This window comes from Breznakiella homolactica, from assembly GCF_016616095.2.
Taxonomy (GTDB): Bacteria; Spirochaetota; Spirochaetia; order Treponematales; family Breznakiellaceae; genus Breznakiella; species Breznakiella homolactica.
The window spans coordinates 4,566,201-4,592,084 of sequence record NZ_CP067089.2 but is presented as its reverse complement, the minus strand read 5'-3'; the positions used below and the strand labels follow the sequence as shown (position 1 = coordinate 4,592,084).

The window sequence follows — 25,884 nt, the reverse complement described above, 5'->3', positions numbered from 1 at the left end:
TTATTGGTCCTTAAAAAGAAATGCCGTAAGAAGCTCTGAAAAATCCTGGGTATTTACTTTTTCCGCCAAGAGACTTTCCCTGTATGAATCCAGCTGCGACTGGTATTCAGTCCGGGTGTCGCTGATTTCCTTTTGAAATTCGGCTTCGAGCTTTTCCGCTTCTTTGGAATACCGTTCATCATACGCAGAACGGCCCCTGGCTTCGCCTTCGGCAATCCGCTTATCCGCTTCCGCCTGGGCGTCGTCTACAAGGGCCGAAGCCTTAGCTTCCACTTCCAACAAGTGCTGCAGAACATCCTGTTCGTCCATGGACATCCTTCTTTTTTAATCTAATGTGATGAGTATATCCTCATATTTTTTTATTACCCCGTACGCAGACTGGGCATCGTTCTGTGCAAGCATATCCGTATAAAACTGCGGATTGTCCAGGAGTTCCGCCAGGCGTTTTAAAAGCCGGAGGTGTTTTTCGGTATCCTTAGCCGGCGCGAGCATCATAAACAGGAGATAAACCGGTTCCCCGTCCAGGGCATCGTAGTCAACACCTTTCTTAGAAATCCCCAGAATGCCGTAGACATTGTCCACGGCATTGGTTTTTCCATGGGGAATGGCAATGCCCTTTTTGATACCCGTTGACATTTTCGCTTCCCGGTCCTGGACCGCGGCAAGTATTTCATCCCGGGCGTTGCAGCGGGTCGCCTGGCAAAAAAGATCGATCATCTCTTCGAAGGCTTCATCCTTATCGTCGGCTTCCAGGCCTACTTTTATAAACTCAGGCCGGTATACTTCATGCAGCAACATAACGAACCACCCTCCCAGAAAAATTCAAGCCGGGATACCCCTACTCCGAAACCGCCGAGCCCTGGGAAGATTGCGGTTCCGCATTGCTGGCTTCGCCTTCGAGCCACCATTCCGAATCGCTTTCGGTGGTCATCTGCCGGCCCGCGGCTTCAACGCCGGAACCGCTGGGGGTCCGGTTGATCAGGGCCAGGCTGAAGGATATTACCAGAAAAAGCATCCCCAGAACAGAAGTTGTTTTCGTCAGAACGTTTCCTGACCGGGAGCCGAAGGCAGAGGAACTGCCGCCGGCAAAGATCCCGCCGAGACTGTCTCCGTCTTCATTCTGTATCAATACAATTAAAATTAAGAGAACAGAAACAATAACAAAGAAAACCAGGAGTATGACATTGAGTACACCCATTCTAAAAACTCCGCATAATAAACAGATATCCCACAGGTAAAATCCTCGGATTTAATCCATTCTAGCGAATGAGAAAAACTTATTCAAGGACTTGGGGCGCATTTCAGGACAATTGTTTCCTATATGTAGGCAGAAAACATGGTAAATACAAACAAAAGGCCCGGCACATTGCGCCGGGCCCTTTACGGTCGGAATTCCCGGAGATCAGCCGAATTTGGCGATAGGCACAAAAGTATCGGCTTTCAGAGCCGCGCCGCCCACCAGAGCGCCGTCGATATTCTCCTTAGCCATAAGCTGGGCCGCGTTGTCGGCTTTTACGGAGCCGCCGTACTGGATGCAGATTTTCTTCGCCGCGTCTTCGCCGTACAGCTTCGCCACAACCTTGCGGACATAGGCGTGGATGGCATCGGCGTCCTCGGGGGTCGCGGTTTTGCCGGTACCGATGGCCCAGACCGGTTCATAGGCAATGGTAACCTTGGCCAGTTCCGCCGCGGATACTCCTTCCAAGCCTTTTACGGTCTGAGTTTCGCAGACCGCTTCGGCTTTGCCGGATTCCCGTTCTTCCAGGAGCTCACCGACACAGAGGATGACTTCCATCCCGTGCTGGAGGGCGAGCTTGACCTTTTTATTGATCAGAGCGTCGTCTTCCTTATAGATATGGCGGCGTTCGCTGTGGCCGAGAATAACGGCCTGCACGCCGAGGTCCTTAAGCTGGAGTACCGATACCTCCCCGGTGTGCGCACCCTGCTCTTCGGATGCCATGTTCTGGGCACCCAGCATGATGTTGGTTCCCTTTACAATGGCCCCAACGGTTTCCAGGGAAGTAAAGGAAGGGGCTACCAGGTATTTGTGTTTTCCGTCCTTGAGCTGAGCCACAAGATCCTTAGCCAGGTCCGCGGCTTCCGCCCGGGTTTTATGCATTTTCCAGTTTCCGGCGATAAAATAATCTCTCATGTTTTCTCCATGTCTTGTCAAAAATTTAGATGCGGAGTTTGCCTTTTATGCATAAAAGACAAACTCCGAGAAACTCATTCAAACCTTTTTAAGATTTGAATTAGCTTCGGGTGACTTCGATACCGGGGAGCTTTTTGCCTTCCAGCAGTTCCAGGGAAGCCCCGCCGCCGGTGGACACGTGGCTCATCTTCGAAGCCAGGCCGAATTTGTTGACCGCCGCCACGGAATCGCCGCCGCCCACCACGGTGACGGCGCCCCGTCCGGTGGCCTCCGCTACCATTTTGGCGACTTCGCCGGTTCCTTTGGCAAAATTCTCAAACTCAAAGACCCCCACAGGACCGTTCCACACAATGGTTTTGGCCTTGGCGAGGACGTCCTTGTATTTTGCCAGCGTTTTGGGCCCCACATCCATACCCATAAGGTTGTCGGGGATATCCACACCATCAATGGGAACCGCCGCAGCAGCAGAGTCGAAGGTTTCGGAGCAGACGTGGTCCACGGGAAGCACGATCTCCGCACCGGCTTTGTCCGCCGCCGCGAGGATACTTTTCGCCGTGTCGATCTGATCGTCCTCAACCAGGGACTTACCCACCGTATGCCCCTGGGCTTTGAGGAAGGTATACGCCATACCGCCGCCGATGATCAGGGCGGAGGCGTTTTTGAGCAGGCTTTCCAGAACCGCGATCTTGGAGGAAACCTTGGCGCCGCCGATAATGGCTACCAGGGGTTTCTGGGGATTGGTTACGATGGGTTCCAGGTAATTGACTTCCTTTTCCATGAGGAAACCCGCCACCGAAACGGGAACGAACTTGGCGATGGAAGCGGTGGACGCGTGGTCCCGGTGGGCGGTTCCGAAGGCGTCGTTGACGAATATGTCGCCGTAGGAAGCCAGTTCCTTGGCCAGTTTATCCCGTTCGGCGGCGTCTTTGCTGGTTTCTTCCGGATGGAACCGGGTGTTTTCCAGCATGATCACCGAGCCGTCGGGCTGGGACTCAATAAAGGCCTTTTTCCCGTAATCCCCGTCTTCTCCGGCGAAAATAACGGGTTTGCCCAGTTTTTTCTCAAGATACGCCGCCACCGGGGCCATGCGGTGTTTACCCTTGATATACGCGGCCTCGTCAAAGGACTTCCCGTCCTTTTCGGCCTTTTCCTTGGCCTTTTTCATATCCTTGGCGGGATCCCCGAGATGGCTCATCAGGGTAAGGCTTTTAGCCCCCTGGTCGAGGATATACTTGATGGTCGGCAGCGCGGCCATTATACGGGTATCATCCTGCACTACCCCGTCTTTCATGGGCACATTAAAATCCACCCGCATGATAACCCGTTTTCCCTTCAGATCCACATCCTTCACGGTCTTAATCATTCAGTACCTCCAGCTTGTTTTTTTAACACTTTGAAGCAGTCCTTCGTAAGAACAGCAAAATCTGCACTATTTGCATGACCTGTCCGGCAGCAAACCGGACAAGCCGACAAAAAAGGCCCCGGCCTATAAGGGACGGAGCCTTTCAACCTTTATAGTAGGCCGTTTTTCCGGGGACGGCGCGAACCGTCCGGTATATGTCTTATTTTGAAGCCATGTAGCGGAGCAGCGCCACTACCCGGTTGGAGTATCCCCATTCGTTGTCGTACCAGGAAACCACTTTGAAGAAGCGTTTTTCTCCGGGAAGGTTGTTCTGCATGGTCGCCAGGCTGTCGTAGATGGACGACCGGGGATCGTGGATGAAGTCGGTGGAAACCACTTCTTCCTTGCAGTAGCCGAGGATATCCTTGAGATAGGATTCCGAAGCCTTCTTCATGAGGCCGTCGATTTCTTCAATTGAAGTATCCCGGGCCGCGGTAAAGGTAAGGTCCACCACGGATACGGTGGGGGTGGGAACCCGGAAGGACATACCGGTGAGTTTGCCCTTGGTTTCGGGGAGTACTTCGCCCACGGCTTTCGCGGCGCCGGTGGTGGAAGGAATGATATTGATAGCCGCGGCGCGGCCGCCCCGCCAGTCTTTCTTGGAAACACCGTCCACGGTTTTCTGGGTGGCGGTATAGGAGTGAATGGTGGTCATGAGACCCTTTTCAATCCCGATGCCTTCTTTCATAAGAACATGGACCACCGGGGCCAGACAGTTGGTGGTGCAGCTCGCGTTGGAAACCACATCGTGTTTGGCGGGATCGTATTTCTCGTTGTTTACGCCCATAACGAACATGGGGATCTGCTTGTTTTCATCCTTGCTCTTGGCGGGAGCGGTGATGATAACCTTCTTGGCGCCCGCTTCCAGGTGGCCCCAGGCGTTTTCGCCGGTAAAGATACCGGTGGATTCGATGACGTATTCCACGCCGAGTTTTCCCCAGGGGAGATTCTTCAGCTCTTTTTCCGCCATGACGCATTTGATTTCATGGCCGTTGACCACGAGGGTATCGTCCTCGGCCAGGGAAGGATCGCTTTTCTTTGAAGAAAGATCGGCTTTCATGCGGCCCTGGGTTGAATCATATTTGAGCTGATAAGCAAAATATTTGGCATCGGTTGAAATATCCGTAACCGCAACCACGTCAATTTTATCTTTGCCGAGCATTCCCTGGTCCACGATGGATTGAAATACAAGACGGCCGATGCGGCCAAAACCATTAATGGCAATTTTCATAGCATCCCCCATAATCGATAGAATTATATTTATAAATTATGGAAAAAATGGAAAAGAGTCAATGTAGAAAGCCATAGAATCGCTGCATATTCTTGGAATAACGTACTCAAAAGGTATGAAAGATTACGGTCCTGTGGTATATTTCTGAATATAGAACAAAAGATTGTAAAATAATACCATATTGAGGAGTTTTACCCTTGAAACACGTACTCATGATAAAAGGCCGGGTAACAGCCGCTGTGGCGTCCATGGTCGCGGTCATACTGGTAGCGATCTTTTTTATTGTAGAATTCAGAGTGGAACATGCCTTTAACGAACAGGTACGGTCATCGAGCCTGCAGATCGCGGAAGCCCGGGCGGACCAGGTGGATACCCTGATTCTGCAGTTCCAGCAGCTCCTGCGGGTTGCGATAACCCTGGGAAACACCGATGAACTGACCGACCGGGAACTGGAGGAATACGCCGCGGGCCTGGTGGGAAAAGTCGGCGATGAAATAAAAAATGTCTATGTCGTATGGCCCGACGGCCGGGCCACCACAACCCCGGGTTCCTATGTTACCGTGCTGGACCGGTCCTATTACCGGGGAATTTTCCAGCAGGGTTTTGACAGCTACGTTTCGGATCCCCTGACGACCCGCCGGGCCAGCACCGCCGCTTCAATACTGGCGGAGGCAATTAAGAATCCCGACGGCAGCAAACGGGCGCTCCTGGCCTTCGAGCTTTCCCTGGACAAATTAAATGAAGTGGTGGATGAAATCGATATAGGAGAAACCAGCCGGGCATGGGTCCTGGACAGCACCGGGATGGTTATCGCGTCGAAGAACCGGGACCTGATCATGAATTTCAATATTTACAAAGCCGACGCCGAAGCGGGATACCGGGGACTGAGCAGTCTGGCAAACCACGTTTTCAGCACCAACAGACCCTACGGGACCTACCGCGACGCCCAGGGAGAGGAATACTACCTCTTCGCCTCGGAGGTGTCACAAATTTACAACTGGCGCATGGGAATTATTATTACAGCGAAAGCCCTGAACAGCACGAAAAACCAGCTGGCCGCAATAATCATGGCGGTAATCATCGCGGCTTTGGCCGTTTCCATTGTTCTTTCCATTTTCCTGGGGCGATGGATCGCCAATCCGATAAAGAAAGTGGCCCTCCATTTCCAGGACCTCGCCGAAGGCGAAGCGGATCTTACCAAACGGCTGGATATCCGCCGGAACGACGAAATAGGCCACCTAGTCCGGGACTTCAACGTTTTCCTGGAAAAACTGTCGGTAATTATCCGGGATATGAAAACAGCCCAGGGAGAAGTAAAAGCCAGCGGCCAGAAACTGAATACGGAAGTGGACAGCGCCGGCGCCGGGATAGAACGGATCGGACTCCTGATTTCGACTATTCAGCATGAACTGGAACAGCAGGCTTCGGATATCGACAATTCCTCCGCCGCGGTAAACCAGACCGCCCGGGGAATCGTAAAACTGGATGATCTGATTGCCGATCAGGCGGCCAGCATCTCGGAGGCGTCCGCGTCGATTGAGGAAATGGTGGGCAATATCGGATCAGTGTCCGGCTCCACTGAACGGATCGCCGCGGAATTCCAGGGACTCCTGAACGCTTCCCAGGATGGGCTGGAAACACAAAACGCGGCCCAGGCGAGGATCACCGAGATTTCGGAACAGTCCGCGAGTCTGATGGAGGCCAATACCGCCATCGGCGCCATTGCCGCCCAGACCAATCTGCTGGCCATGAACGCCGCCATAGAAGCGGCCCACGCCGGGGACGCGGGCAAGGGATTTGCCGTGGTGGCCGATGAGATCAGACGGCTGGCGGATTCTTCCAGCCAGCAGTCACGGACCATCGGGGCAAACCTCAAATCCATCCAGGAAACCATCTCCGCGGTGGTTAAGTCTTCGGCGGATTCCGCCAAGGCCTTTGAGGAACTTCACAGCCGGATCGATCTTACCGACACCATGGTAGGGGAAGTAAAATCCGCCATGGTCGAACAGAACGAAGGATCCCGGCAGATACTGGAAGCTATCAGAAGCATGAACGATATCACCGTCAAAGTGCGGTCCAGCTCCGGCGAAATGAGCGAAGGAAACAAAGTTGTGGTGAGCGCCATGGAAAAACTGGCCAATGCGTCAAAACAGATCCATGAAAGTTCCCAGCAGATAGCGACGGTGGTGGAGGATGTTGAATCCATGGCCAAGGAAATCACCGGAGTAGCGTCCCAGAACGGGGAGCTGGTGGAACGCATGGAAGGGACCATCGGCCGGTTCAAGGCATAAACAACGGATTGAAATAAAATCATCCGCGGCGGCCGCACTCCGGGCCGCCGCTTCACTATGAAAACCTGCCTTTTCAATGGTATAGTGCGGGATATGGAACTGTTAGCCCCCGCGGGAAATCTGGAAAAATTAAAAACCGCCTACCGCTACGGCGCCGACGCCGCGTATACGGGGATCCTCGATTTTTCTCTCCGCCGGAAGGCGGATAATTTTTCCGGTGATGAATATGCGGAAATCAAAAAAATCAAGGGAACGAAAAAACTGTACGGCGCGCTGAATATATATTTCCACCAGGAAGACCTCAGGCGGCTCGAGTCCGCCCTGGATTATATCCGGCAGTATCCCCTGGACGGGTTCATTGTCACGGACCTGGGAATTGTGCCGCTGCTCCAAAAAAATTTCCCCGGGGTGCCGCTTCACCTTTCCACCCAGGCGAACTGCATCAACAGCGGAGCGGCGAAAATATACCGGGACATGGGCTTTTCCCGGATTATCCTGGGACGGGAAACACCTCTGCGGGATATCGCGGAAATCCGCCGGGCCGTTCCGGAGATTGAACTTGAATGTTTTGTCCACGGCGCCATGTGCCTTGCCTATTCGGGACGGTGTTTTCTCAGCCGCTATATGGCCGGACGGTCGGGCAACCAGGGTGACTGCTCCCATTCCTGCCGCTGGGAATACCGGATCCTGGAGGAGCGCAAAAGACCGGGGGAATATTTCCCCGTGGAAGAAGGTGACGGATTTACGACGATTCTTTCCTCCAAGGATCTCTGCATGATCGAGTATCTCCGGGAACTCAGGGACGCCGGGGTCGATTCGGTTAAGATTGAGGGAAGAATAAAATCCCCCTATTACACCGCGGTGGTAACCCGGGCGTACCGGAAGCATCTCGACGCGCTGGAAACAGACAGCGGCCCGTCCCCGGAGGACCTGGCATTTTTCCGGGAGGAACTTTTGAAGGTGAGCCACCGGGAATTTTCCACGGGGTTTTACTTCGGCAGGGACGAAGTGGAGATGCCCACCTTGCGGAGTTACCTCCAGAGCCACATGTTTCTTGGTTTTCTCGGAGAAGAAGATGCCGGCGCCGGCGGGCAAACCCCGGGAGAATCAGGGACGCGCCGGTTCCGGCTGGAGCCGAAAAATAAAATAATCGCCGGGGAAGAACTGGAGTTTATCGGGCCGGATATAACCGTTCTGAAATTAAACGACTACACCATCCGTGATGAGGCGGGCCTGCCCGCCGCCGAAGCGGATCACGGAAAACTGTACACCTTTGAGACCGCGGCGCCCCTGCGGCCGGGGTATATTATCCGGAGACAATCCCATGACGGGGAGGAAAGCCCCGGGACCGCCGGCTGAGCCGCGGTTTTTCTACACCGGGAACACGGAAACGTATTTTCTCCGGGATTCCACCAGGGACTGCAGCTCCGCCAGCATGGACTTATCGACTTCCTCCGCTATGGGGAGAATATACTGTACGGTTTCTTCAGTATAGCGGCTTATAAATTCCGTGTTGATCACAAATCCCAGGGAAATCATATTGGAGATGCGGTCCGCGACTTTCAGGACCTTGGCGTGAAAGGAACCGCTTTCCCGGATACGGGTGAGGAATTCGGGTTTGCTTTCTTCGGGAAAACGGGTGACCTCCAGGACGAGATCATACACCGCCGGACTTTCGTAATCGATTGAAATAAGCAGGTTATGGTTAAAATCCGGGACATCCTCTATGAGATCATGCACCACCGAAGCCTTGAGCAGCACGGAATCGATATACCCGTAATCGATGAGTGTCGCCATGGTATCGATCTGATGCCGGAACATGTTCCCGCCCCCTTCCCTGACCTTTCCGATCAGGGCAGTGGCAAGCTGCATATAGGGGGCAAGGTGCATTCCTTTTAAACGCAGCATCTCTTCGGTTGTCATGGCTGCTCCTTATACTGGCTGTTCCTATGCCATATCCCTGATATAGGATTCCAGTTTTTCCGTCCGTTTAAGGGCGTCCTCAAGTTTCCGCTTCTCCCCTTCCACCAGTTCTGCCGGGGCGTTTCTGGTAAAATTACCATTGGCCAGTTTCGACTGGAGAGAAGTCATAAATTTCCGGTCCTTTTCCAGGTCCTTGGTAAATTTCTGCTTAAGGAAGACCATGTCCGCGGCGTCGGCGATATAGACAAAGGCTTCGAAACCATTTCCCACCAGGCCGATGGAACCTTCCGGCCGGGAGAACCCTTCCCCGCCGGCATCGGTGATTTCAAGTTCGCCGATTCCCGCGAGAAGTTTCGCCAGATCCGTATTGTCCTGGAGGAATTTTCCGTGGGCAAAACCCCCGCTCAGCCGGATAAGGACCCGGACTTTCTTGTCCGGGGTGATGGTGCACTCGCTCCGGAGGGTACGGATCATGCGGATGAGTTCCTGGAGAAAGGAAAACTCACCGTCTATCCGGGGATTTGTCCGGTCTTCACGGTATTCCGGGTACCGGGCGGTGATGAGCAGGCCCTTTGTATTGGGCAGTTTTTCGTAAATTTCCTCGGTGACAAAGGGCAGCAGCGGGTGGATAAGCCGCAGGGATTCCGCGAGCACATCCAGGAGCACCGTGGTAGCCCGGTCCTTTTCCGCGTCATCCCCGGAACGCATGGACAGTTTCGTGGCCTCCACGTACCAGTCGCAGAAATCGTTCCAGAAATACTCATAGGCTGTCAGAGCCGCGTCATTGTACCGGTATGAGGTTAAGGCATCGTTCATGGCCCGCGCCGCGCCGTTGAGGCGGCCGTAAATCCAGGTATCCACCGGAAGGAGCGGAGGGTTTTCCGTCATGTTCCGGCCTTCCAGATTCATCAGTATATAGCGGCTGGCGTTCCAGATTTTATTGGCGAATTTCGATCCCAGCTTGAAGGATTCCTTATCCACCAGCAGATCCTGGCCCTGGGCACACATGAATGCCAGAGTAAATTTGACCGAGTCGGCGCCGTATTCATCCACCAGCTCCAGAGGGTCCAGGCCGTTTCCGAGGCTCTTGCTCATTTTGCGGCCCTGTTTGTCCCGGAGCAGTCCGTGGATGTAAATATCCCTGAAGGGTACCTGCCCGGTAAATTCCAGCCCCGCCATAATCATCCGGGAAACCCAGAAGAAAATAATATCGTAGGCCGTTACCAGAGCCGTGGTGGGATAATAGGTTTTGTAATCGTCGGTTTCCTCAGGCCAGCCCAGGGTACTGAAAGGCCAGAGCCAGCTGGAAAACCAGGTATCCAGCACATCCGGGTCCTGCTCGATTTGCGCTGACCCGCAGTGGGCGCAGCGGTCCGGATTCTCCCGGGCGACGGTGGTTTTTCCGCAAGTTTCACAGTACCAGGCGGGAATACGGTGGCCCCACCAGAGCTGGCGGCTGATGCACCAGTCCCGGATGTTTTCCAGCCAGTGCTGGTAGGTGTTTTCCCATTTTTTCGGATAGAAGATGACGTCACCCTTCCGCCAGGCGGCCAGGGCTTTTTCGGCCAGAGGCTTCATCCGCACAAACCACTGCTCCGACAGGAAGGGTTCGATCACGGTGTTGCAGCGGTAGCAGTGGCCCACCGCGTGGGTAATATCCTCATCCTTGATGAAGAACCCCGCCTCGGTGAGATCCTCCAGCACAGCCTTGCGCGCCTCTTTGACCGTCATGCCGCGGTATTTTTCCGGAACCGAATCGTTGAGCCGGCCGTCGGGGGTAAGGATATTGATCACCGGAAGGTCGTGGCGTTTCCCCACATCCCAGTCATTCGGGTCGTGGGCGGGGGTAATTTTAACCACCCCGGTACCGAAATCTTTTTCAACATAAGCATCGGCGATCACCGGGATGGGCCGGTTCGCCAGGGGCAGGATAACCGTTTTGCCGATGAGATGCTTGTACCGCTCATCATCGGGATTGACCGCCACGGCGGTATCACCCAGGAGAGTCTCCGGCCGGGTGGTGGCAAGTTCCACGAACCCGGTCCCGTCTTCGTAAGGATACCGGATGTGGTACATCTTTCCTGAGGTTTCCTCGTGTTCAACCTCGTCATCCGACAGGGCTGTACCGCAGGATGAACACCAGTTCACCAGATAGTTGCCTTTGTAGAGCAGATCCCGTTCATAGAGGGTGACAAACACATCCCGCACCGCCCGGGAAAGGCCCTCATCCAGGGTAAACCGTTCCCGGGACCAGTCCACACTGGCTCCCAGCCGGGACAGCTGGCGGGTGATTATTTCATGGTGTTCCTGTTTGACCTTCCAGGTTTCTTCCAAAAATTTTTCACGCCCAAGTTCGCGGCGGCTCGTTCCTCTGGCCTTGAGTTTTTTTTCCACCACGTTCTGGGTGGCGATTCCCGCGTGGTCGGTCCCGGGCACCCAGAGGGTGGGTTCACCCCGCATACGGTGAAAACGGATTACTATATCCTGGAGGGAAATATTGAGGCCGTGTCCCAGGTGCAGCATTCCGGTTACATTGGGAGGCGGTATGACAATTACGTAGGGTTTTTCGCTTGGGTCCTTCGGCTTTTCCGGCTGAAAGGCGCCGCTTTCCTTCCACTGGGAGTAAATGCGGTCCTCAAAGCTTTTCGGGTCGTAGGCTTTTTCCAGTTCTATCGCCTTCATCGGTACTCCTGGGTCCGGTCCGTTGTCCGGGATTTTCGAAACACCACACCCCCGGAACTATCCCAGGAGGCGTTTATACGATTTACCGTATGTCTAATAGTAATACATAGAAAAAAAGTATTCAATGCGGGGGGAGCACCGAGACTGACAAGCCGGCTCTATGCTGCCCTGTCAGGAGGGCGGCTCCCCCTGCGGACGGGCTTCCTCACCCGCTGTACCGTTACTGCTGTGCGGTCTCACAGAGCCCGTACTGGTATATTATCCAACGGGCGCGGCGATTTGCAAATCGCGTAAGCGATTATATAAACTATTCTTTACAGAACACGGACATTAGTCCGTATCCCGTCCTACCCCCATTGCTGGTTCCCGGGTAATGGCGGGTGCGGGTCCGAATGTTTTACATCCATTATACCTACCGTTAGGTATAAAAACTGCCGGCGAAAATCCGGCTCAGAGTTTTTTCAGGGCTTCTTCGATTTCATCAATTATGTACCCCGGGGTTGAGGCGCCCGCGCTGAGGCCCACGGTTCCGTATTTTCCGATATCCGGGGGAAGGTCGTCCTTAGTTTCCGCAAGCCAGGCGGGTTTTCCCAGTTTTTCGGCAATGGCCAGCAGCCGGCGGGTATTGGATGACGCCTTGCCTCCGATGATTATAACGGCGTCGACCGCGGAGCAGAGTTCCCGGAGGGCTTCCTGGCGGTCCCGGGTTGCGCCGCAGATGGTATCGATAATTTTTATTCCGGGGAAATATTCCTTCAGGGTATTTCCGATTTCTTCAAATTCATCCCGGGAAATCGTGGTCTGCCCCAGAAGCGCGCACCGCGTATCGGGCGCTTCCGCCCGGAGCGCTTCCGCCGCTTTTCCGGCTTCTCCGGGATCAGCAACCACAATGCAATCCGGCGCGTAACCCTGGATCCCAATTACTTCCCCGTGGTGCTGTTCGCCCGCAAGGAAAATACGGCAGCCCTCCGCGGAGAGCGACCTGGCTTTCATCTGACTGGCGTGAACCTTGGGGCAGGTGGCATCCACGAGCCGGGCTCCGCAGTTCCGCAGGGACGTTTCCAGATCAGGGCTTATCCCGTGGGCTCTGATAATAAGCGTATGGCCGCCGAGATCATCTGGGACCCGGTCTTCATTAAGGACATCCACACCTTTTTTCCGGAGTGATTCGAGAACCTGCGGATTGTGTATCAAAGGCCCAATGGTAAAAACACCGGAGGTCCCGGCGCCGGCGGCTTCTCTGCCGGCGATTTCCACTGCCCGGCGGACCCCCATACAGTATCCCAGAACTTTCGCTTTGATAATTTTCATGGAACACCAACCTAAAAAAACGGGCGCCCGGAAAACTCCGGCGCCCAATTCAGAACATACAGCGGTTTTGCTCCTATGCCTGCGTAGGAGCGGGAACAGAGCCGCCGGCGGGTTTCTTTTTATTCCGCTTCCGCGCCTGTTTGTCCCAGAAGTTCACGAATCCCGAAGCGATAAACAGGGTTGAATAAACACCGGAAACCATACCGATCATAAGGGCCAGCGCGAAGTCCTTCATTGATCCGGTGGTGAATATAAAGAGCGAAAGGACCGCCAGCATGGTGGTGACCGTGGTTATGACGGTCCGGCCGAGACAGTCGGAAAGCGCCCGGTTTAAGGTATGCTCAAAACTGTCATCCGGGAAGAGCTTGGTGGTTTCCCGGATACGGTCAAAGATAACGATGGTATCGTTTATCGAATACCCCAGGATGGTCAGGATTGCGGCGATGGTGGTGGTGTTGAATTCCATCCTGCTCCACACAATAAAAGCCACCATGATGAGGGCGTCGTGGGCAATGGCAATGACCGCGCCGAAGGCAAACTTCGGTTTAAACCGGATGGAAGCGTACACCAGTATCAGCAGGAGGGTCAGCCCCATAAGGAGGCCGGCCTGGTCCGTAAGATGTTTGGAGAAACGGGAGCCCACGTAATCCGACTTAGTAACCGCGACCTCACCGGCGCCGAAGCTCCGCTCCAGGCTTGCGATAATCTGTTCAGCCGCGATTCCGGACCCTTCAATTTCGGAATCCTCCATACGGATCATAAACCTGCGTTCCTCAGGCCGGCCCAGGACCTGAACCGAAACCGTACCCAGGGGCAGGAGCGCGGTTCTGACATCCTCGATGGCTATGGGCGCCGCGTTGGGGCTGAGGTAATGCACCACATAAGGTTCCGAGCCAAGCTGAGGATTGCCCTGGGCGCTTTGAATAATCCACTGGGATGAAACATTTCCCGGAACATTGCTCCGGACCTGAATGCCGTTAATTGCGGATAAGGCTGAAGTAAGGGCATCCATGGTTCCGTAGGACGCGTAGGCGAAGGAATACGTCGCACCCTCAACACCGGCGCCGGAAATGATGATATCAATCCTGTTCCGGTCAATCGAAATCGACGCGTTGCCCAGCCCGTTATAGGAAACACCGAACGCCGTGGGCGCGAACTGGACCTGCTGAATGAGACCCGCCTGGAAGTCAACCCCGAGGTTGAATCCGCCTTTAACCACGTATCCGATAAGCCCCGCGGCGATCAGGGCAATAGAAAGAATGGCCGCGGGAAGAAAAAACTTTGAAAAGGGAAGTATACGCTTCATTATTTGATCCTCCAGCTGATGGAGATTTTCTCCTGCTTAAGCACATCGGTCCCGAAGTCAAATATAAGCCGGGAGACAAACAGCGCCGTGAATACCGAAGAAAACACACCGATGGCCAAGCTGACTGCGAATCCCTGGATGGGTCCGGAGCCGAGCTGGGACAGGAAGAGCGCCGCGATAAAGGTGGTGATATTCGAGTCCATAACGGCCCAGAAGGCCTTATTGAATCCGGCATCCACCGCGGCCTTGCGGCCCTTGCCGAGTTTAAGTTCTTCCTTTATCCGTTCGAAGATAATTACGTTGGCGTCTACGGCCATACCGATGGTGAGGATAAACCCGGCGATACTGGGAAGGGTCAGGGTAAAGTTGAACGCCGACAGCACGCTGAACATAAGATAGATGTTGAGAACCTGGGCGATCACCGCGTTAATGCCCGCGCCTTTGTAGTACAGAAGCATAAAGACCATTACCGCAAAAAGACCGCCCAACAAGGCATACAGCCCCTGCCGGATGGTATCTTCACCCATGGACGCGCCGATGGCCTGCTGGTTTACGACTTCGAGTTCCACGGGAAGCGCCGCGGTGCGGAGCATCATGGCGATGGTGTTGGCCTCGTCAATTCCGATGCCGCCGCCGCTGAGCTGCACCGAATCGCGGATCGCGCCCTGGATGGTAGCCTGGGACTTGACCCGGTCATCGAGAACAATCGCCAGGGGTTTCCCGATATTTGCGGAAGTGAGCTCGTAAAATATATCGCCCCCTTCAGAATCAAGCTGGAAGCTGACCCGGACGCTTCCGTCCATACTGTCCCGGTCCACCGTGGCGTTCTCCACATGGTTGCCGTCGAGGCCTACTTCACGCTTAATCGCCACATATCCGGTAAACTCATCCAAGCCGTACCGGTCCTTGGTATATGCGCCGCGGATAACCGTATCCGCCGGAATTATACTTTCGTCAATCAGGTTGCCCTGGCCGTCAAAGGTAGTTGTGGGATGGGTGCTGTAATACTGGTAAAATGCATTGGTAGCTTCGGAGTCGACAATATGGAATGCCAGCCGGCCCCTGCCCATGATTATGGAATTGATCCGTTCAGGGTCCGCGGCGCCGGGAATTTCAACGTAAATCTGGTCCGTTCCCTGGCGGCGGATGACCGGTTCCGTAAGGCCGAACCGGTCGATGCGGCTGTTCAGGACTTCCAAGGCCCGGTTTACCGCGTCCTCCCGGTCGGCGTCGGTCAGAGGACGGCCGAGCCGTTCCTGGAGGGCGTCCATGTCCGCCTGGAGCACGATACTCATACCGCCGGAGAGGTCCAAGCCGAGCTGAACGGCGTTCTTCTGCAGATCCTTGAGCTTTAATATCTCGTCCCGGAACTTGCTCTCAATAGTATCCAGGGCTTCCCGCTCATTGGGAAAAACCGCAAGCACGGAGCGGGCATCCCATTGTTTGGGGTTGGGCTGCTTATTCCGTTTATTGTAGTTCTTCGCAAGATCGACCATATAGGAAAGATTATCCGGCAAATCGGCGCCGGCTCTGGCAAGCCGGACAAGTTCCTGCAGATCAGCCTGGGCTGTCCGGGAGGAATAAATTTTTATCTGTTCCCGGGAGGCCAGCGCCAGGGCCTGGTCTTCCTTGGGAACCATAAAATACCAGCGCAGGGTGGGAAACAGAAAAACAAAACACACCCCAATCACCGCTAGGACGATGAAGAAGCGATACCGTTTACTCATGCCTATGCTCCAAATTTTTCAGGTTTCTGCCGTACTAAGGTTCAAAAACAGGGGGTGTTTTACAAAACCTTAAGGATTTCAGCAAAGGGACAGGACCTGGCAGTCGCTGCAAGGGCTGCCCCGGATACAAACAATTTAAAAATGACAGAGAATCCTTATTTAGTACAATATTATCCAGGGAATTCTCTGTCTATGGACTTACTTATTTGCTGTCGTCGGAATCTTCGGTGCTATCGCCGTCTTTGTCTTCAATTTTTTCGGACTTGTCGGCTTTTTTGTCTTCTTTTTCCGCCTTCGGCGCGCTGGGAGCGTTTACCGAAGAAATAGCACTGCGGGAAAATTCCATTTTGGTGCTTTCGTCTACCTTAACAATGACCGAACCATCCTTGACGGACTGGACCACGCCGTGGATACCGCCGATGGTAACGATTTTATCACCCTTTTTAAGGGCATCCAGCATGCGCTGGGTCTCTTTCTGTTTCTTATTCTGAGGCCTGATGATCAAAAAATAAAAGATAAGAATAATCAGCGCAAAGGGGATAAGCGTTGAAATAAAAGACCCCGAAGCGGCCCCGCCGCTTCCATCGGGCATTCCCATAAGCAGGGAAAGCATAAATGAGTTCATACCATAACTTCCTTACGAATAATTAGACTTTTGCTAAATTACCACAGGGGAAGGGCTCGGTCAAGTAAGGAGGGGGAGCACAGGGTCTGGCAAGCCGGAAAGCACCCGGTTTTACCGGTGCCGCGGGTCCCATCAGATACAAAAGGGTATGGCTCCATGTCGTCCTTCGGACACGCGCCAGACGCCCTATCCCCAGACAGGCCCCCCGGATATGGTATCCACATGTTTCTGTACCAGGGATGCCGCATACTGCGGGTGCCCTGTCAGATAATAATTACCCGTTTAATATCTTCCATACGGAAGACTCCCAGAAGCCGGTCCGGGAGGTTTCCGGGAGTGTAGGCGGTTCCCGCGAGCCGGTTGTACGCGGAGATAACGGCTTCCATGTCCTTGGGGTCCTGTGAATATACCGCCGCCGAATACGCAGGCCGGAAAAGTCCTTTTTCGGCTAATTCCGCCGCGGAAAGACTGCCGTAGCGCCGTTTTGCCTGGCCGTCTACCACCGCCGCCGGTCCGTCATACCCGATTGTAAAAATAAAATCCTGCCGTGAAATCATTGCCTGTCCTTGGGCCGTATTTTTTCCGGCTGCTTCCAGCCGGTTGCTTCCGGGATTACAGCATAGCAAAAAAATCCCCGGGGCAAAAGCCCCGGGGATATCCGTACAGCTTAATCAGCAGGCGAGAAAGAATCCTTGCCTACTCCGCAGACCGGACAGACCCAGTCGGAGGGAAGATCTTCAAATGCGGTTCCCGCAGGAATATTGCCGTCCGAGTCTCCTTCGGCGGGATCGTAAATATACCCGCAGGCGTCACAGATGTATTTTTTCATAAATTCTCCTTATGTATTTTCTGTCCGTCCCGGACGATGCCGGGCGGATTTATGCGAACTGGAACCTAGGCTTTCCAGAGCCCGTGGAGATTGCAGTATTCCCGGGCGGTAATCTGTGAAGCGGTTACACAGAATTCGGCCTCGGGCTTGTCCCCGGGGTTGAGGAATTTCCGGTAGCTTACGCCGTCGGCGATCAGTTCGATCCATTCAATGTAATGGGCGGCTTCCATGGGATGCGGAACAGCTCCGACGGATATCTTATATCCGTCCGCGGTTTTTTCAATTACCGGAACGTGTTTTTCCTTGGCCGCGTCCACCGTATTTTCGGTAAATTTCTTCATGGGCTGTCCGCAGCAGACAAGGTCCCCCGCTCCCTCATGAAGCACTTGGACGATATTGCCGCACACCTCGCATTTGTAAATTTCCAGACGTTTTGCCATGTAATCCTCCTCATTCCTTTCAATTGATTTTTAATTTCAGCGCCCGCCCGTACCGGACAGCCGCTGCCGTATTGTATTGGCGGAAGCATCCCGCGGACGCGGGATGGCTCCTGTCTGTTTACCAATTCTCAGCCAGAAGTTCAAAATAATCCTGGGGATGGGCGCAGGCGGGGCACGCTTTGGGCGCTTCGGGGCCCTCATGGATATAGCCGCAGTTTATACAGCGCCACATGACGGTACTGTCCTTCCTGAAGACCTTCTGTGAATCCACATTGGCTTTAAGTTTTTCATAGCGTTTCGCGTGCTGCTTTTCCGCCACCGCAATGGCCTCAAAGACAGCGGCAATGACCGGAAACCCCTCATCTCGGGCGACTTTGGCGAATCCGGGATACATTTCCTGCCATTCGTAATTCTCGCCGCCCATGGCTTCCGCGAGGTTCTCGCTGGTGGTTCCGATTACGCCCGCGGGATACGCAGCCTGGATAGTAACCTCCCCTCCTTCGAGGAATTTAAAAAGCCGTTTGGCGTGTTCCTTTTCCTGATCGGCGGTTTCGGTAAAAATTTGGGAGATTTGTACGTATCCTTCCTTTTTCGCCGTACTGGCAAAATACGTATACCGGTTGCGGGCCTGGGATTCTCCGGCAAAGGCTATCAGCAGATTTTTTTCGGTTTGGGTTCCTTTGATACTTGCCATGGTGCTCTCCTTCCTAAAGCAAAATATAAAACCCCGCGCCGGCTTTCCCGAGTACGGAATACCAGTATTATCGCGGAGCCTACTTATATAATATTTATCTCTTTGGGGGCGAAATTCAAGGAAAATCGGATCGGGAAGCGTAAATTGCCGCCGGCGCCGGTCAGAAGGTGCTTCCCAGGGCGGAGGCGTATTCATTCTGGTACCGCTGGAGCAGCGGATTGTCCGGCGCCAGGGCCAGCGCCTGTTTCAGGTAGTACACGGCCCTGCGTTCGTCCCGGCGGCGGTGGTAGATCTCAAACATGGCTATCAGGGCGTCAAGATTGCGGGGATCCTCAAACAGGCTCGACCGGAGATCGTTCATGATGGACTCTTCCCCCGTCCTGATACGGCTCCGGAGGTAGTAGTATTTGCTTTTGAGAGTTCCCCCGGGGAGCGAAGCCAGCCGGGATTCTATCATCCGGCTTGCCTCATCCCGCCGGCCCGTGTCAATCAGGGCGGAAATATAGGCAATGGCGCCGTCTTCGTTGGAAGGGTCCCGTTCGTACAGTTCCCGGGCGAATGACAGGGCGGCGGCATTGTTGCCCAGACCGTGGTTGACGGTGTAGGCATTGAGCAGGTCCTGGGAAGACCTGCGTTCATTCAGCAGAGTATCGAGATATCCCTGGGATTCCTGCCAGGCTTCCCGCCGGATTGCGTCCTGGAGCGCCAGGTCCATGACCAGGGGAGAGGGATTGCCGGCCCCCAGGAGGCGCTGCAGAATTGCCCGGCCTTCGGACTGGTCTTCGGGCCGGTGGGATTCCATGAGCAGGCGGGCCGCGTACACCGAGGCTTCCTCGTCATTGGGGTCTGATCGGAGTATGGATCTGAGATAGTTCAGAGCCGAATCCCTGTTCCGGTATCCTTCGGCCTGAACCCTCGCCCGGAGGAAAAGATACAGCCTGTTATTGGAATCAATGGTGGCGTACAGATCCAGGGGCGCCTGGGCCTGGAGAAACTGCCCCTGTTCAACCATAATATGGGCCCGCATCAGGATAAACTGCCCGTCCCGGGGGTCCCGCTGGAGGATCTCCGCCACCGCCGGTTCGGCCCGGGACCAGTCTCTGTTCTGGTAATAGGCAATGGCAAGCTGCCGTTTAATGGTCATATTGTCGGGATACCGGGTTACGAGATCCGAAAGCAGGCGGATAGCGTCGGCAAGATTCCCCCGGGCAACCATTACCCTGGCGAGTCCCAATACCGCGGGATAGCACTCCCGGGAAATTTCATACGCCCGGGTAAATTCCGCCTCAGCCTCATCCATCCGCCCCGACCGTTCATAGATCAGCCCGAGGAAAAAGGGCGCCAGGACCGATTCCCGGTTGAGTTCCTTGGCCCGGGTAAGATCCGGGACAGCGCTCATAAGCCGTTCCGGCCTGTTTTCATTGAGGAACGCCAGAAAAGGGAGCACGTATTCCAGGTAATCCTGGGAGCTTGACGGAGCCGGGGTATAGTTACCCCGTTCTGCCTCACGGATTATACGGGTATACACATGGGTCTGGGGAGGATCGAAAAGAGGAAGCACCGTCTGAATATCGGGATAAATTTTCTGTATCAGGGTAATGGAGACCGCGTTCATAATTCTGCCGTATTCGGAACTGCCCAAATCCCGGCTCCGGATCAGATCCAAAGCCCTGAGAATGCTCGGCGGTGTCCCTTCCTCAACTAATTTCCGGATTTCATCGGCGATACCGCCCCCGTTGCCCCGGACCGCCGGCGGTGTTTCCGGCGCGGGATTCTGGACGGGAATGGGCGTTTCCTGGATTGTTTCCCCCCCGCCGGCACAGGAGGAAAGCGCGGAAAACACCAGCAGCAGACCCGCAGCGCAGAGAAAAAAAACGAGCCCGGGAAGGGCCGCCCGGCCGCCGAGGCATGGTAACGCACTCACGGATGGGGATCTCCCGATTTTCCGCCGTTGCTGGTACTGAGGGCAATCAGCACCAGGACTAACCCTGCCAGGGCAATAAGAAGGGGCCACCAGTTAATTATGAACTGGGAGAATGAAAACGGCACCATCTTGAGGGAAAACAGCATCAGCACACAGCCAAGGATTACAAACGCAAGGGCCGGAACAACATACCGGCTCCGCAGCCGGTGGTACCGGTGCCAGCCCGCGGGAATCAGCGCCAATCCCGCAAAAACGGAAATCAGAGGCCACAATTCGGAAAAAGGAATCGCGATAATCCCCAGGGCAATGAGAAAAAGGAAAAAGCCAACCTGTATGAAAAATGCAGCAAAAAACAGATACAGGGACCGCCGGTTCAGCTTTATTGCAAAAACCGCGCACACGGCGCCGATAATAACAAAGATGAATGCCGTAAACACCGAAACCCGGGATGTACCTGACATGGTTCCTAAAATCGCGGCGCTTCCCAGAAGCATGAGGAAGAGTCCGATGATAAAAACAAATTTAGCGGCGATTCTTCGTTTGGGATCAGGATACATATAGTTAAGTATAGCAATAGTATGCTTGCCTTGCCAATGGGAAAGGCCTGTGTTAGGATTCTGCTGTGAAGAATATTGTGAAATCCGGTATTGAAAACGGACTTTTTCTGATTTTCTGCCTGGGACTGCCGTTTTTTTTGTGTACCTGCGGTGCTCCCGCCGTTTCAGGGGAGCATGAAACCACGGACGACTATTATATTGTACAGGACAAACGTTACCAGGAAATTTTTACGGACCTCTTTGAACTGTTATCTTCGGAAGTTTCCTACGGTGAGGAACAGTTTTCCATTGTCCGGGAAATAGCCAACGAGTACGCACGGATCGGCGAGTACGGCAAGCTGGTCAATTTCCTGTCCTATTGGGTGGAAAAACACCCCGACGATCCCTACAACGCCTACCATCTGTTTATGATCGCCTACGCGTACATGCAGCAGGAAGCGTACCCCGTGGCGGCGCTGTATTTTGACCTGATTATTAAAAACTACCCCGACCTCAGTATCCGGGGGGAATCCATACACCTGGCCTGCCTCAAACAGCTGATCGAACTGGGGAACAAACCCGACCAGCGGGTGTGGTATTACCAGGAACTGATTTCCCGGTTTTCCGATAACATCGACCTGGGAACCGCGTATTTTATGCTGGCCCAGGCCTATGAGGCTGTCGGCGACTGGGATGCGGCCATTCAGAACTATACTAAATTCCTGCCCTACTACCATACCCAGATACCCGGCTTTCCCGACGCATTCGGTTACGCGAAGCAGCTGGTGGATTTCAACAATTCCCCCAAGGACTGGACCTTCGAGAGCCTCAGCGCCCTGGTAACGGCGATAAAATCAGCGGTTAATTCCGGCAGCAGCACCCGGCTGGAACGGACTATGGCCAAGGTCAATTTCTTTGCCCGTTCCTGGGAGCAGGAAGATGAGGACAATTCCGGGATGGCGGAATTCAACCTTTCGGATTTTATGCGGGGCAACCGCATCCGCTACGCCGACGATCTGGATGAAAGTTCCAACGCCAACGAAGCCTATCTGCGGACCTGGGGCTGGTCACAGCGTATTTCCATCTGGTACCTTTACTTCAGGAAAATTTATTTTCCCTCGGACCCCGAAATCCATGGACGGTGGGAATGGGCCGGGGTTTATTACGGAGAAAAATTCTGATCCCTTTACTGCGGGGAATACGGCCATGGTGAATGGCCGCCCCTTTTTTGCCGGTTTTGTTTTTCCCTGTATCTGCCTGTTTTTGTGCGCGGCCGGTTTGTCCGCGGAATCCGCCGCGGCGGTTTCGGCCCCGGCGGAACAGATCCGCGGCGAATCCCGTCCCCTGCCGGACCGGCCGCTGCGGCAGCGGCGGTTTGCCGTTCCCCAGCGGTTTGCCTGGCACGGAACGGATGAGCCGGTCCTGGAAATCGAAGGAACCCACCGGGAACTGACTCAGTATTATATCCGCCAGTATTCCACCAAGGGAGGGCTGGATTGGCTCAAAACGGTTATGGACCGCGGAGAACTCTACCTGGGATTCATCCGCCGGGAAATAGAAGCCCGGGGCCTGCCGCCGGAACTCATCTATCTCCCGGTGATTGAATCGGCGTACCTGTCCACCGCGGTGAGCAAATCCGGCGCCGTGGGGCTGTGGCAGTTTATGACGAACAGCATTGCTCCCTTTGATATCCATGTCACGGACTGGATGGATGAACGCAAGGATTTCTGGAAAGCCACCCAGGGCGCCCTGGCCAAATTGGAAGAAAATTACAATTATTTCGGGGACTGGGCCCTGGCCCTGGCGGCGTATAACGCGGGGCTGGGGGCGGTAAAACGGGCCTGCGACCAGAACGGAACCAAGGATTACTGGGTTCTGTGCGAAAAAAAAGCCCTGCGGACCGAAACAATTCAATATGTACCGAAATTCCTGGCGGCGGCCCACGTGCTTTCCCGGGCGGGACGGTACGGTCTCGATCTGGGGTGGCATGAGGATGTGGAATGGACCCGGATTCCCGCGGGAAAAAGCGTTGACCTGGGGCTTCTGGCCAAGGAAGCGGGAATTGACGAACACGCCCTGAAGGCGGCAAACCGGGAACTGCACTACGGAGTTACCCCTCCGTCGGGGAATTACCATTTAAAGGCGCGGGCGGAGGAATCCGAGGCGCTCCGGGCGGTTCTGGAAAACCCGGAAACAACGCTGCTCCGGTATTACATTCACACTATCCGTTCCGGGGATACCCTGTCGGCGGTGGGAAGGCATTACGGGGTATCGGCGGACCAGATACTCCAGTCAAACCCGGGTATCCAGCCCCGGTTTCTCAGGATCGGGGACAGGATTATGGTCCCCGCCCTTATCGACACGGGCCCCTACGAGCCCGTAAAAACCCGGGATCAGTCCCTGGTTTTCGAGGGGAATCACCTGGTAAAACGGGGAGAAACCCTCTGGTCCATTGCCCTGGCCTATGATATCGATCCCGAAATCCTGGCGGAAGCCAACGGAATGAATTTAAGCGATACCCTTCGTGAAGGAAGAAGCCTAAAAACGCCGATAAAGTAATTATGGAAGATTCATATACATGAAACGGACCGCAGGAATAGGCATCTGCCTTTTACTATTCATTTTCCCGGGGTTTTCCCTTGACACGGCGATCGGCCTGGGAGGAAGCGTATCCTGGGATCTGATGGAAATCCACGCCACCGCAACACTCAATGTATCCGCCGCGGGACTGAAACTCCCCACCGGACGGTCCCAGGCGGAGGAAGCCATCAGTGCGGAATTCCCCAGGCTTATCCAGCCGTCCCTCCTGGCAATCCCCGCGGATTCTTCCAGTACCATTGAGGATCTTATAAACCGGGGAGAATTATCCCTCCACAGCATCGGCGAACTGGCCCTGTCCGCACGGCGTTTTCCGCCGGCATTTTCTCCGGATCTGGCGCTGATGACCGCCGCCTATACCATCGATCTGAAAACCATATCCGCGGCCCTGGTCCGCCACCGCCAGGCGGCGGATACCCCCAGAACCCTTTTACCCGTGCCGAGCGCTTCCTATACCGGAATAATCATTTTCGCCGATACGGAGGTTCCCATTCACGGGAGGAATTTACGGGCAGCCCCCCTGCCCTGCCTTTTCCCGAAGATATGGGATTCTGAAATGAACCTTATTTATGAACGCAATATGGTGGAGCCCCGGATTGCCCGGGACCAGGGAATTATCCTGTACACCGGGGCCGCGGGAGTTTTCCGGGCCAATCCGTCCGGCCTGGATGACACCCTGACGGCCAGGGTGGGCTCCAATCCTCTGCGTATCCTCGCCCGGGGGGTATTCGGCGTACTGCTGACCGATCCGGTGATAGACCGGGATGACGCCCTGCTGATCATTTCATCCGAGGAAAACCGCCGGCTGCTCAGGGAAGGCAAGGTCGCCTTTGTCCTCAGCGACAGTGCCCTGCGGAGCCCGCTCAAAGACTAACCTGTTTCCGGTTTCGGTTAATTTCTCAGCAAAGACTCAACCTGGGCGGCAACCTCATAGGGGGTCGCCGTTCCTTCGGCAATCATCCGCATCCCCATGTTGAGGGCCTCGTTCGGGGCGCCGGACAGGAACGAGTCGATCACGTCGGTTTCCGGGGACAGCCGGGCCAGTTCGAGCTTCTGGGAAACATAGGAAGGCAGATCCTCCGGTATCTGAAAATCCTTCAGGATAGGGCCGGTAATCTGGCCGTCCCGGAGCCGGTTTCCGACCTCCGCCGCGTTGTTGTAGTATTCAATAAACAGAAGCGCCGCGTCCCGGACCGCCGGTTTCCGGGAACCGGATTTCGTGACCCCGTACCCGACGGACCATGAAGCTGCCACCGAATCACGGACCGCGGCGCTTTGCCCGGGGAAATCCGGCCAGGCCATAAGCGCCATGTTTTCCGAAACCAGAGGGTTGGTAATCTGGCTCGCGACCCATTGGCCCTGAACCATAAAAAGGGCCTCCCGGTTATTAAACCGGGAGATATTCTCATCGTAGCTGACGGCAAGCACATCCGCGGAAAGAACGCCGTCACGGACAAGCCGCTCTATCCAGCTGAGGGCATCGAGAAATTCCTTGTCGGTGAATTTATGGTCTCCCTCCAAAGCCCCGGAGATCCAGCGGGGATTACCCGAAACCCGGGCAATGAGCATGGACATGAGGCAGGAATTCCAGGACCAGCCGTTGGAGCCGTCAAAGGAAACCACATCGAGCCCGGCGGCTCTTGCCGCGGGCACCATGGCCACGAGGTCCTCGTAGCGCCGCGGCTTTGAGAATCCCAGAGAAGCCACCAGTTCCTCGTTCATATACAGGACGGTACAGATATTCGATGTACTCAATGGGATATAATAAGCTTCGCCCATGTCTCCCATTTCGGGGATAAGGGTTATATCGAAAAAATCCTTGTCGATAAAATTCTGATGGTCCCAGAACTGGTCCGCCGCCCGCCAGATCGATCCCCATCGGGCATCGGCGCCCATATACGCCATATCGGGAATGTTCCCGGTGGCCAGGTACAGACTGAGCTGGTCATGGTACGCTTCATCGAAAAGCATTTCATACTGAATATCAATGTCGGGGTGTTCCGCCTCAAAAGCCTCCACTATCCGTATCCACATCAGACCTTCCGCGTTATCCGGTTCGCCGTAGGTGATGGCCGTAACGACGGTCCGTCCGCCAAGGTTAATCGATTCCTTCGTCACCCCTTCGTATATAAAAAAGAATATCCCCGCAAAAAGCGGAATCGCGAACAGTACAGGAAGAATGAATTTTTTCACGGATAAACTCCTTGCTGCTA

At 54.6% G+C, this 25,884-nt stretch carries 24 protein-coding genes; 5 read left to right on the top strand and 19 right to left on the bottom strand.

Annotation, left to right across the window (positions count from 1 at the left end; genetic code table 11):
- From JFL75_RS20555 to gap, 6 genes are all read right to left on the bottom strand, one after another.
- A complete protein-coding gene (locus JFL75_RS20555; RefSeq protein ID WP_215628533.1) occupies positions 1–309 on the bottom strand; it encodes a hypothetical protein in 309 nt (102 codons plus the stop codon).
- A gap of 15 nt (positions 310–324) precedes the next feature.
- Complete coding sequence (locus JFL75_RS20550) at positions 325–798, bottom strand: PTS sugar transporter subunit IIA (protein WP_215628532.1); 474 nt, start codon at positions 796–798, stop codon at positions 325–327.
- A gap of 40 nt (positions 799–838) precedes the next feature.
- Positions 839–1,198, bottom strand: a complete 360-nt coding sequence (secG, locus tag JFL75_RS20545; RefSeq protein WP_215628531.1) for a preprotein translocase subunit SecG — start codon at positions 1,196–1,198, stop codon at positions 839–841.
- Positions 1,199–1,402: 204 nt separating this feature from the next.
- The gene (gene tpiA / locus JFL75_RS20540; protein ID WP_215628530.1) at positions 1,403–2,152 is read right to left on the bottom strand and encodes a triose-phosphate isomerase; all 750 of its coding nucleotides are present in this window, start codon (positions 2,150–2,152) and stop codon (positions 1,403–1,405) included.
- A gap of 100 nt (positions 2,153–2,252) precedes the next feature.
- On the bottom strand, positions 2,253–3,515 hold the full coding sequence (locus JFL75_RS20535; RefSeq protein WP_215628529.1) for a phosphoglycerate kinase: 1,263 nt from the start codon (positions 3,513–3,515) through the stop codon (positions 2,253–2,255).
- A gap of 199 nt (positions 3,516–3,714) precedes the next feature.
- The gene (gene gap, locus JFL75_RS20530) at positions 3,715–4,785 is read right to left on the bottom strand and encodes a type I glyceraldehyde-3-phosphate dehydrogenase (protein WP_215628528.1); all 1,071 of its coding nucleotides are present in this window, start codon (positions 4,783–4,785) and stop codon (positions 3,715–3,717) included.
- A gap of 197 nt (positions 4,786–4,982) precedes the next feature.
- Between gap and JFL75_RS20525 the strand changes: the two genes are divergently transcribed.
- Together JFL75_RS20525 and JFL75_RS20520 are read left to right on the top strand one after the other, a co-directional pair.
- Entirely contained in the window at positions 4,983–7,076 is a 2,094-nt protein-coding gene (locus JFL75_RS20525; RefSeq protein ID WP_215628527.1) for a methyl-accepting chemotaxis protein, read from the top strand.
- A 93-nt stretch (positions 7,077–7,169) separates the two neighbouring features.
- The gene (locus JFL75_RS20520) at positions 7,170–8,435 is read left to right on the top strand and encodes a peptidase U32 family protein (RefSeq protein WP_215628526.1); all 1,266 of its coding nucleotides are present in this window, start codon (positions 7,170–7,172) and stop codon (positions 8,433–8,435) included.
- A gap of 12 nt (positions 8,436–8,447) precedes the next feature.
- Here JFL75_RS20520 and JFL75_RS20515 read toward each other — a convergent pair whose 3' ends face one another.
- The 12 genes from JFL75_RS20515 to JFL75_RS20460 form a co-directional block, all read right to left on the bottom strand.
- The gene (locus JFL75_RS20515) at positions 8,448–8,999 is read right to left on the bottom strand and encodes a hypothetical protein (protein WP_215628525.1); all 552 of its coding nucleotides are present in this window, start codon (positions 8,997–8,999) and stop codon (positions 8,448–8,450) included.
- A gap of 24 nt (positions 9,000–9,023) precedes the next feature.
- Positions 9,024–11,681: a valine--tRNA ligase gene (locus JFL75_RS20510; RefSeq protein WP_215628524.1), complete on the bottom strand. Its 2,658-nt coding sequence runs from the start codon at positions 11,679–11,681 to the stop codon at positions 9,024–9,026.
- A gap of 450 nt (positions 11,682–12,131) precedes the next feature.
- Entirely contained in the window at positions 12,132–12,992 is an 861-nt protein-coding gene (ispH, locus tag JFL75_RS20505; RefSeq protein WP_215628523.1) for a 4-hydroxy-3-methylbut-2-enyl diphosphate reductase, read from the bottom strand.
- A gap of 73 nt (positions 12,993–13,065) precedes the next feature.
- A complete protein-coding gene (gene secF, locus JFL75_RS20500) occupies positions 13,066–14,298 on the bottom strand; it encodes a protein translocase subunit SecF (protein ID WP_215628522.1) in 1,233 nt (410 codons plus the stop codon).
- Positions 14,298–16,025 (bottom strand): protein translocase subunit SecD, encoded by a 1,728-nt coding sequence (gene secD, locus JFL75_RS20495; protein ID WP_215628521.1) that lies wholly within the window; start codon positions 16,023–16,025, stop codon positions 14,298–14,300. The genes secF and secD overlap by 1 nt, the downstream gene beginning before the upstream one ends.
- 202 nt (positions 16,026–16,227) lie before the next feature.
- The gene (gene yajC, locus JFL75_RS20490) at positions 16,228–16,650 is read right to left on the bottom strand and encodes a preprotein translocase subunit YajC (protein ID WP_215628520.1); all 423 of its coding nucleotides are present in this window, start codon (positions 16,648–16,650) and stop codon (positions 16,228–16,230) included.
- Positions 16,651–16,913: 263 nt separating this feature from the next.
- Positions 16,914–17,207, bottom strand: a complete 294-nt coding sequence (locus tag JFL75_RS20485; RefSeq protein WP_215628519.1) for a hypothetical protein — start codon at positions 17,205–17,207, stop codon at positions 16,914–16,916.
- A gap of 110 nt (positions 17,208–17,317) precedes the next feature.
- Positions 17,318–17,479: a rubredoxin gene (rd, locus tag JFL75_RS20480; protein WP_215628518.1), complete on the bottom strand. Its 162-nt coding sequence runs from the start codon at positions 17,477–17,479 to the stop codon at positions 17,318–17,320.
- A gap of 65 nt (positions 17,480–17,544) precedes the next feature.
- Positions 17,545–17,919, bottom strand: coding sequence for a desulfoferrodoxin (locus JFL75_RS20475; RefSeq protein WP_215628517.1), 375 nt, complete (start codon positions 17,917–17,919; stop codon positions 17,545–17,547).
- Positions 17,920–18,037: 118 nt separating this feature from the next.
- On the bottom strand, positions 18,038–18,613 hold the full coding sequence (gene rbr, locus JFL75_RS20470) for a rubrerythrin (RefSeq protein ID WP_215628516.1): 576 nt from the start codon (positions 18,611–18,613) through the stop codon (positions 18,038–18,040).
- A gap of 160 nt (positions 18,614–18,773) precedes the next feature.
- Positions 18,774–20,537, bottom strand: a complete 1,764-nt coding sequence (locus tag JFL75_RS20465) for a tetratricopeptide repeat protein (protein ID WP_223292722.1) — start codon at positions 20,535–20,537, stop codon at positions 18,774–18,776.
- Entirely contained in the window at positions 20,534–21,094 is a 561-nt protein-coding gene (locus JFL75_RS20460) for a hypothetical protein (protein ID WP_215628515.1), read from the bottom strand. Before JFL75_RS20460 ends, JFL75_RS20465 begins: the two co-directional genes overlap by 4 nt.
- A gap of 65 nt (positions 21,095–21,159) precedes the next feature.
- On the opposite strand from JFL75_RS20460, the gene JFL75_RS20455 reads away from it, so the two are divergent.
- From JFL75_RS20455 to JFL75_RS20445, 3 genes are read left to right on the top strand one after another with little or no spacing between them, the layout of a single operon-like run.
- Positions 21,160–22,254 carry a tetratricopeptide repeat protein gene (locus JFL75_RS20455; protein WP_223292721.1) on the top strand — a complete coding sequence of 365 codons (1,095 nt, stop codon included), beginning with the start codon at positions 21,160–21,162 and terminating at the stop codon, positions 22,252–22,254.
- 25 nt (positions 22,255–22,279) lie between these two features.
- Positions 22,280–23,632, top strand: coding sequence for a lytic transglycosylase domain-containing protein (locus JFL75_RS20450; protein WP_215628514.1), 1,353 nt, complete (start codon positions 22,280–22,282; stop codon positions 23,630–23,632).
- A 19-nt stretch (positions 23,633–23,651) separates the two neighbouring features.
- Entirely contained in the window at positions 23,652–24,545 is an 894-nt protein-coding gene (locus JFL75_RS20445; protein WP_223292720.1) for a polymerase, read from the top strand.
- A 17-nt stretch (positions 24,546–24,562) separates the two neighbouring features.
- Here the strand turns inward: JFL75_RS20445 and JFL75_RS20440 are convergent, their stop codons facing one another.
- Positions 24,563–25,864, bottom strand: coding sequence for an ABC transporter substrate-binding protein (locus JFL75_RS20440; protein WP_215628513.1), 1,302 nt, complete (start codon positions 25,862–25,864; stop codon positions 24,563–24,565).
- Positions 25,865–25,884 lie beyond the last annotated feature (20 nt).

What these genes read in the sequence shown, in the direction of transcription:
- tpiA (WP_215628530.1), bottom strand. Translation starts at nt 2,152, where the DNA reads ATGAGAGATTATTTTATCGCCGGAAACTGGAAAATGCATAAAACCCGG.
- JFL75_RS20475 (WP_215628517.1), bottom strand. Translation starts at nt 17,919, where the DNA reads ATGGCAAAACGTCTGGAAATTTACAAATGCGAGGTGTGCGGCAATATC.
- JFL75_RS20485 (WP_215628519.1), bottom strand. Translation starts at nt 17,207, where the DNA reads ATGATTTCACGGCAGGATTTTATTTTTACAATCGGGTATGACGGACCG.
- JFL75_RS20535 (WP_215628529.1), bottom strand. Translation starts at nt 3,515, where the DNA reads ATGATTAAGACCGTGAAGGATGTGGATCTGAAGGGAAAACGGGTTATC.
- rbr (WP_215628516.1), bottom strand. Translation starts at nt 18,613, where the DNA reads ATGGCAAGTATCAAAGGAACCCAAACCGAAAAAAATCTGCTGATAGCC.
- JFL75_RS20515 (WP_215628525.1), bottom strand. Translation starts at nt 8,999, where the DNA reads ATGACAACCGAAGAGATGCTGCGTTTAAAAGGAATGCACCTTGCCCCC.
- secF (WP_215628522.1), bottom strand. Translation starts at nt 14,298, where the DNA reads ATGAAGCGTATACTTCCCTTTTCAAAGTTTTTTCTTCCCGCGGCCATT.
- JFL75_RS20445 (WP_223292720.1), top strand. Translation starts at nt 23,652, where the DNA reads ATGAAACGGACCGCAGGAATAGGCATCTGCCTTTTACTATTCATTTTC.
- JFL75_RS20555 (WP_215628533.1), bottom strand. Translation starts at nt 309, where the DNA reads ATGGACGAACAGGATGTTCTGCAGCACTTGTTGGAAGTGGAAGCTAAG.
- ispH (WP_215628523.1), bottom strand. Translation starts at nt 12,992, where the DNA reads ATGAAAATTATCAAAGCGAAAGTTCTGGGATACTGTATGGGGGTCCGC.
- JFL75_RS20510 (WP_215628524.1), bottom strand. Translation starts at nt 11,681, where the DNA reads ATGAAGGCGATAGAACTGGAAAAAGCCTACGACCCGAAAAGCTTTGAG.
- JFL75_RS20450 (WP_215628514.1), top strand. Translation starts at nt 22,280, where the DNA reads ATGGTGAATGGCCGCCCCTTTTTTGCCGGTTTTGTTTTTCCCTGTATC.
- JFL75_RS20520 (WP_215628526.1), top strand. Translation starts at nt 7,170, where the DNA reads ATGGAACTGTTAGCCCCCGCGGGAAATCTGGAAAAATTAAAAACCGCC.
- secD (WP_215628521.1), bottom strand. Translation starts at nt 16,025, where the DNA reads ATGAGTAAACGGTATCGCTTCTTCATCGTCCTAGCGGTGATTGGGGTG.
- gap (WP_215628528.1), bottom strand. Translation starts at nt 4,785, where the DNA reads ATGAAAATTGCCATTAATGGTTTTGGCCGCATCGGCCGTCTTGTATTT.
- JFL75_RS20460 (WP_215628515.1), bottom strand. Translation starts at nt 21,094, where the DNA reads ATGTATCCTGATCCCAAACGAAGAATCGCCGCTAAATTTGTTTTTATC.
- JFL75_RS20550 (WP_215628532.1), bottom strand. Translation starts at nt 798, where the DNA reads ATGTTGCTGCATGAAGTATACCGGCCTGAGTTTATAAAAGTAGGCCTG.
- secG (WP_215628531.1), bottom strand. Translation starts at nt 1,198, where the DNA reads ATGGGTGTACTCAATGTCATACTCCTGGTTTTCTTTGTTATTGTTTCT.
- yajC (WP_215628520.1), bottom strand. Translation starts at nt 16,650, where the DNA reads ATGAACTCATTTATGCTTTCCCTGCTTATGGGAATGCCCGATGGAAGC.
- rd (WP_215628518.1), bottom strand. Translation starts at nt 17,479, where the DNA reads ATGAAAAAATACATCTGTGACGCCTGCGGGTATATTTACGATCCCGCC.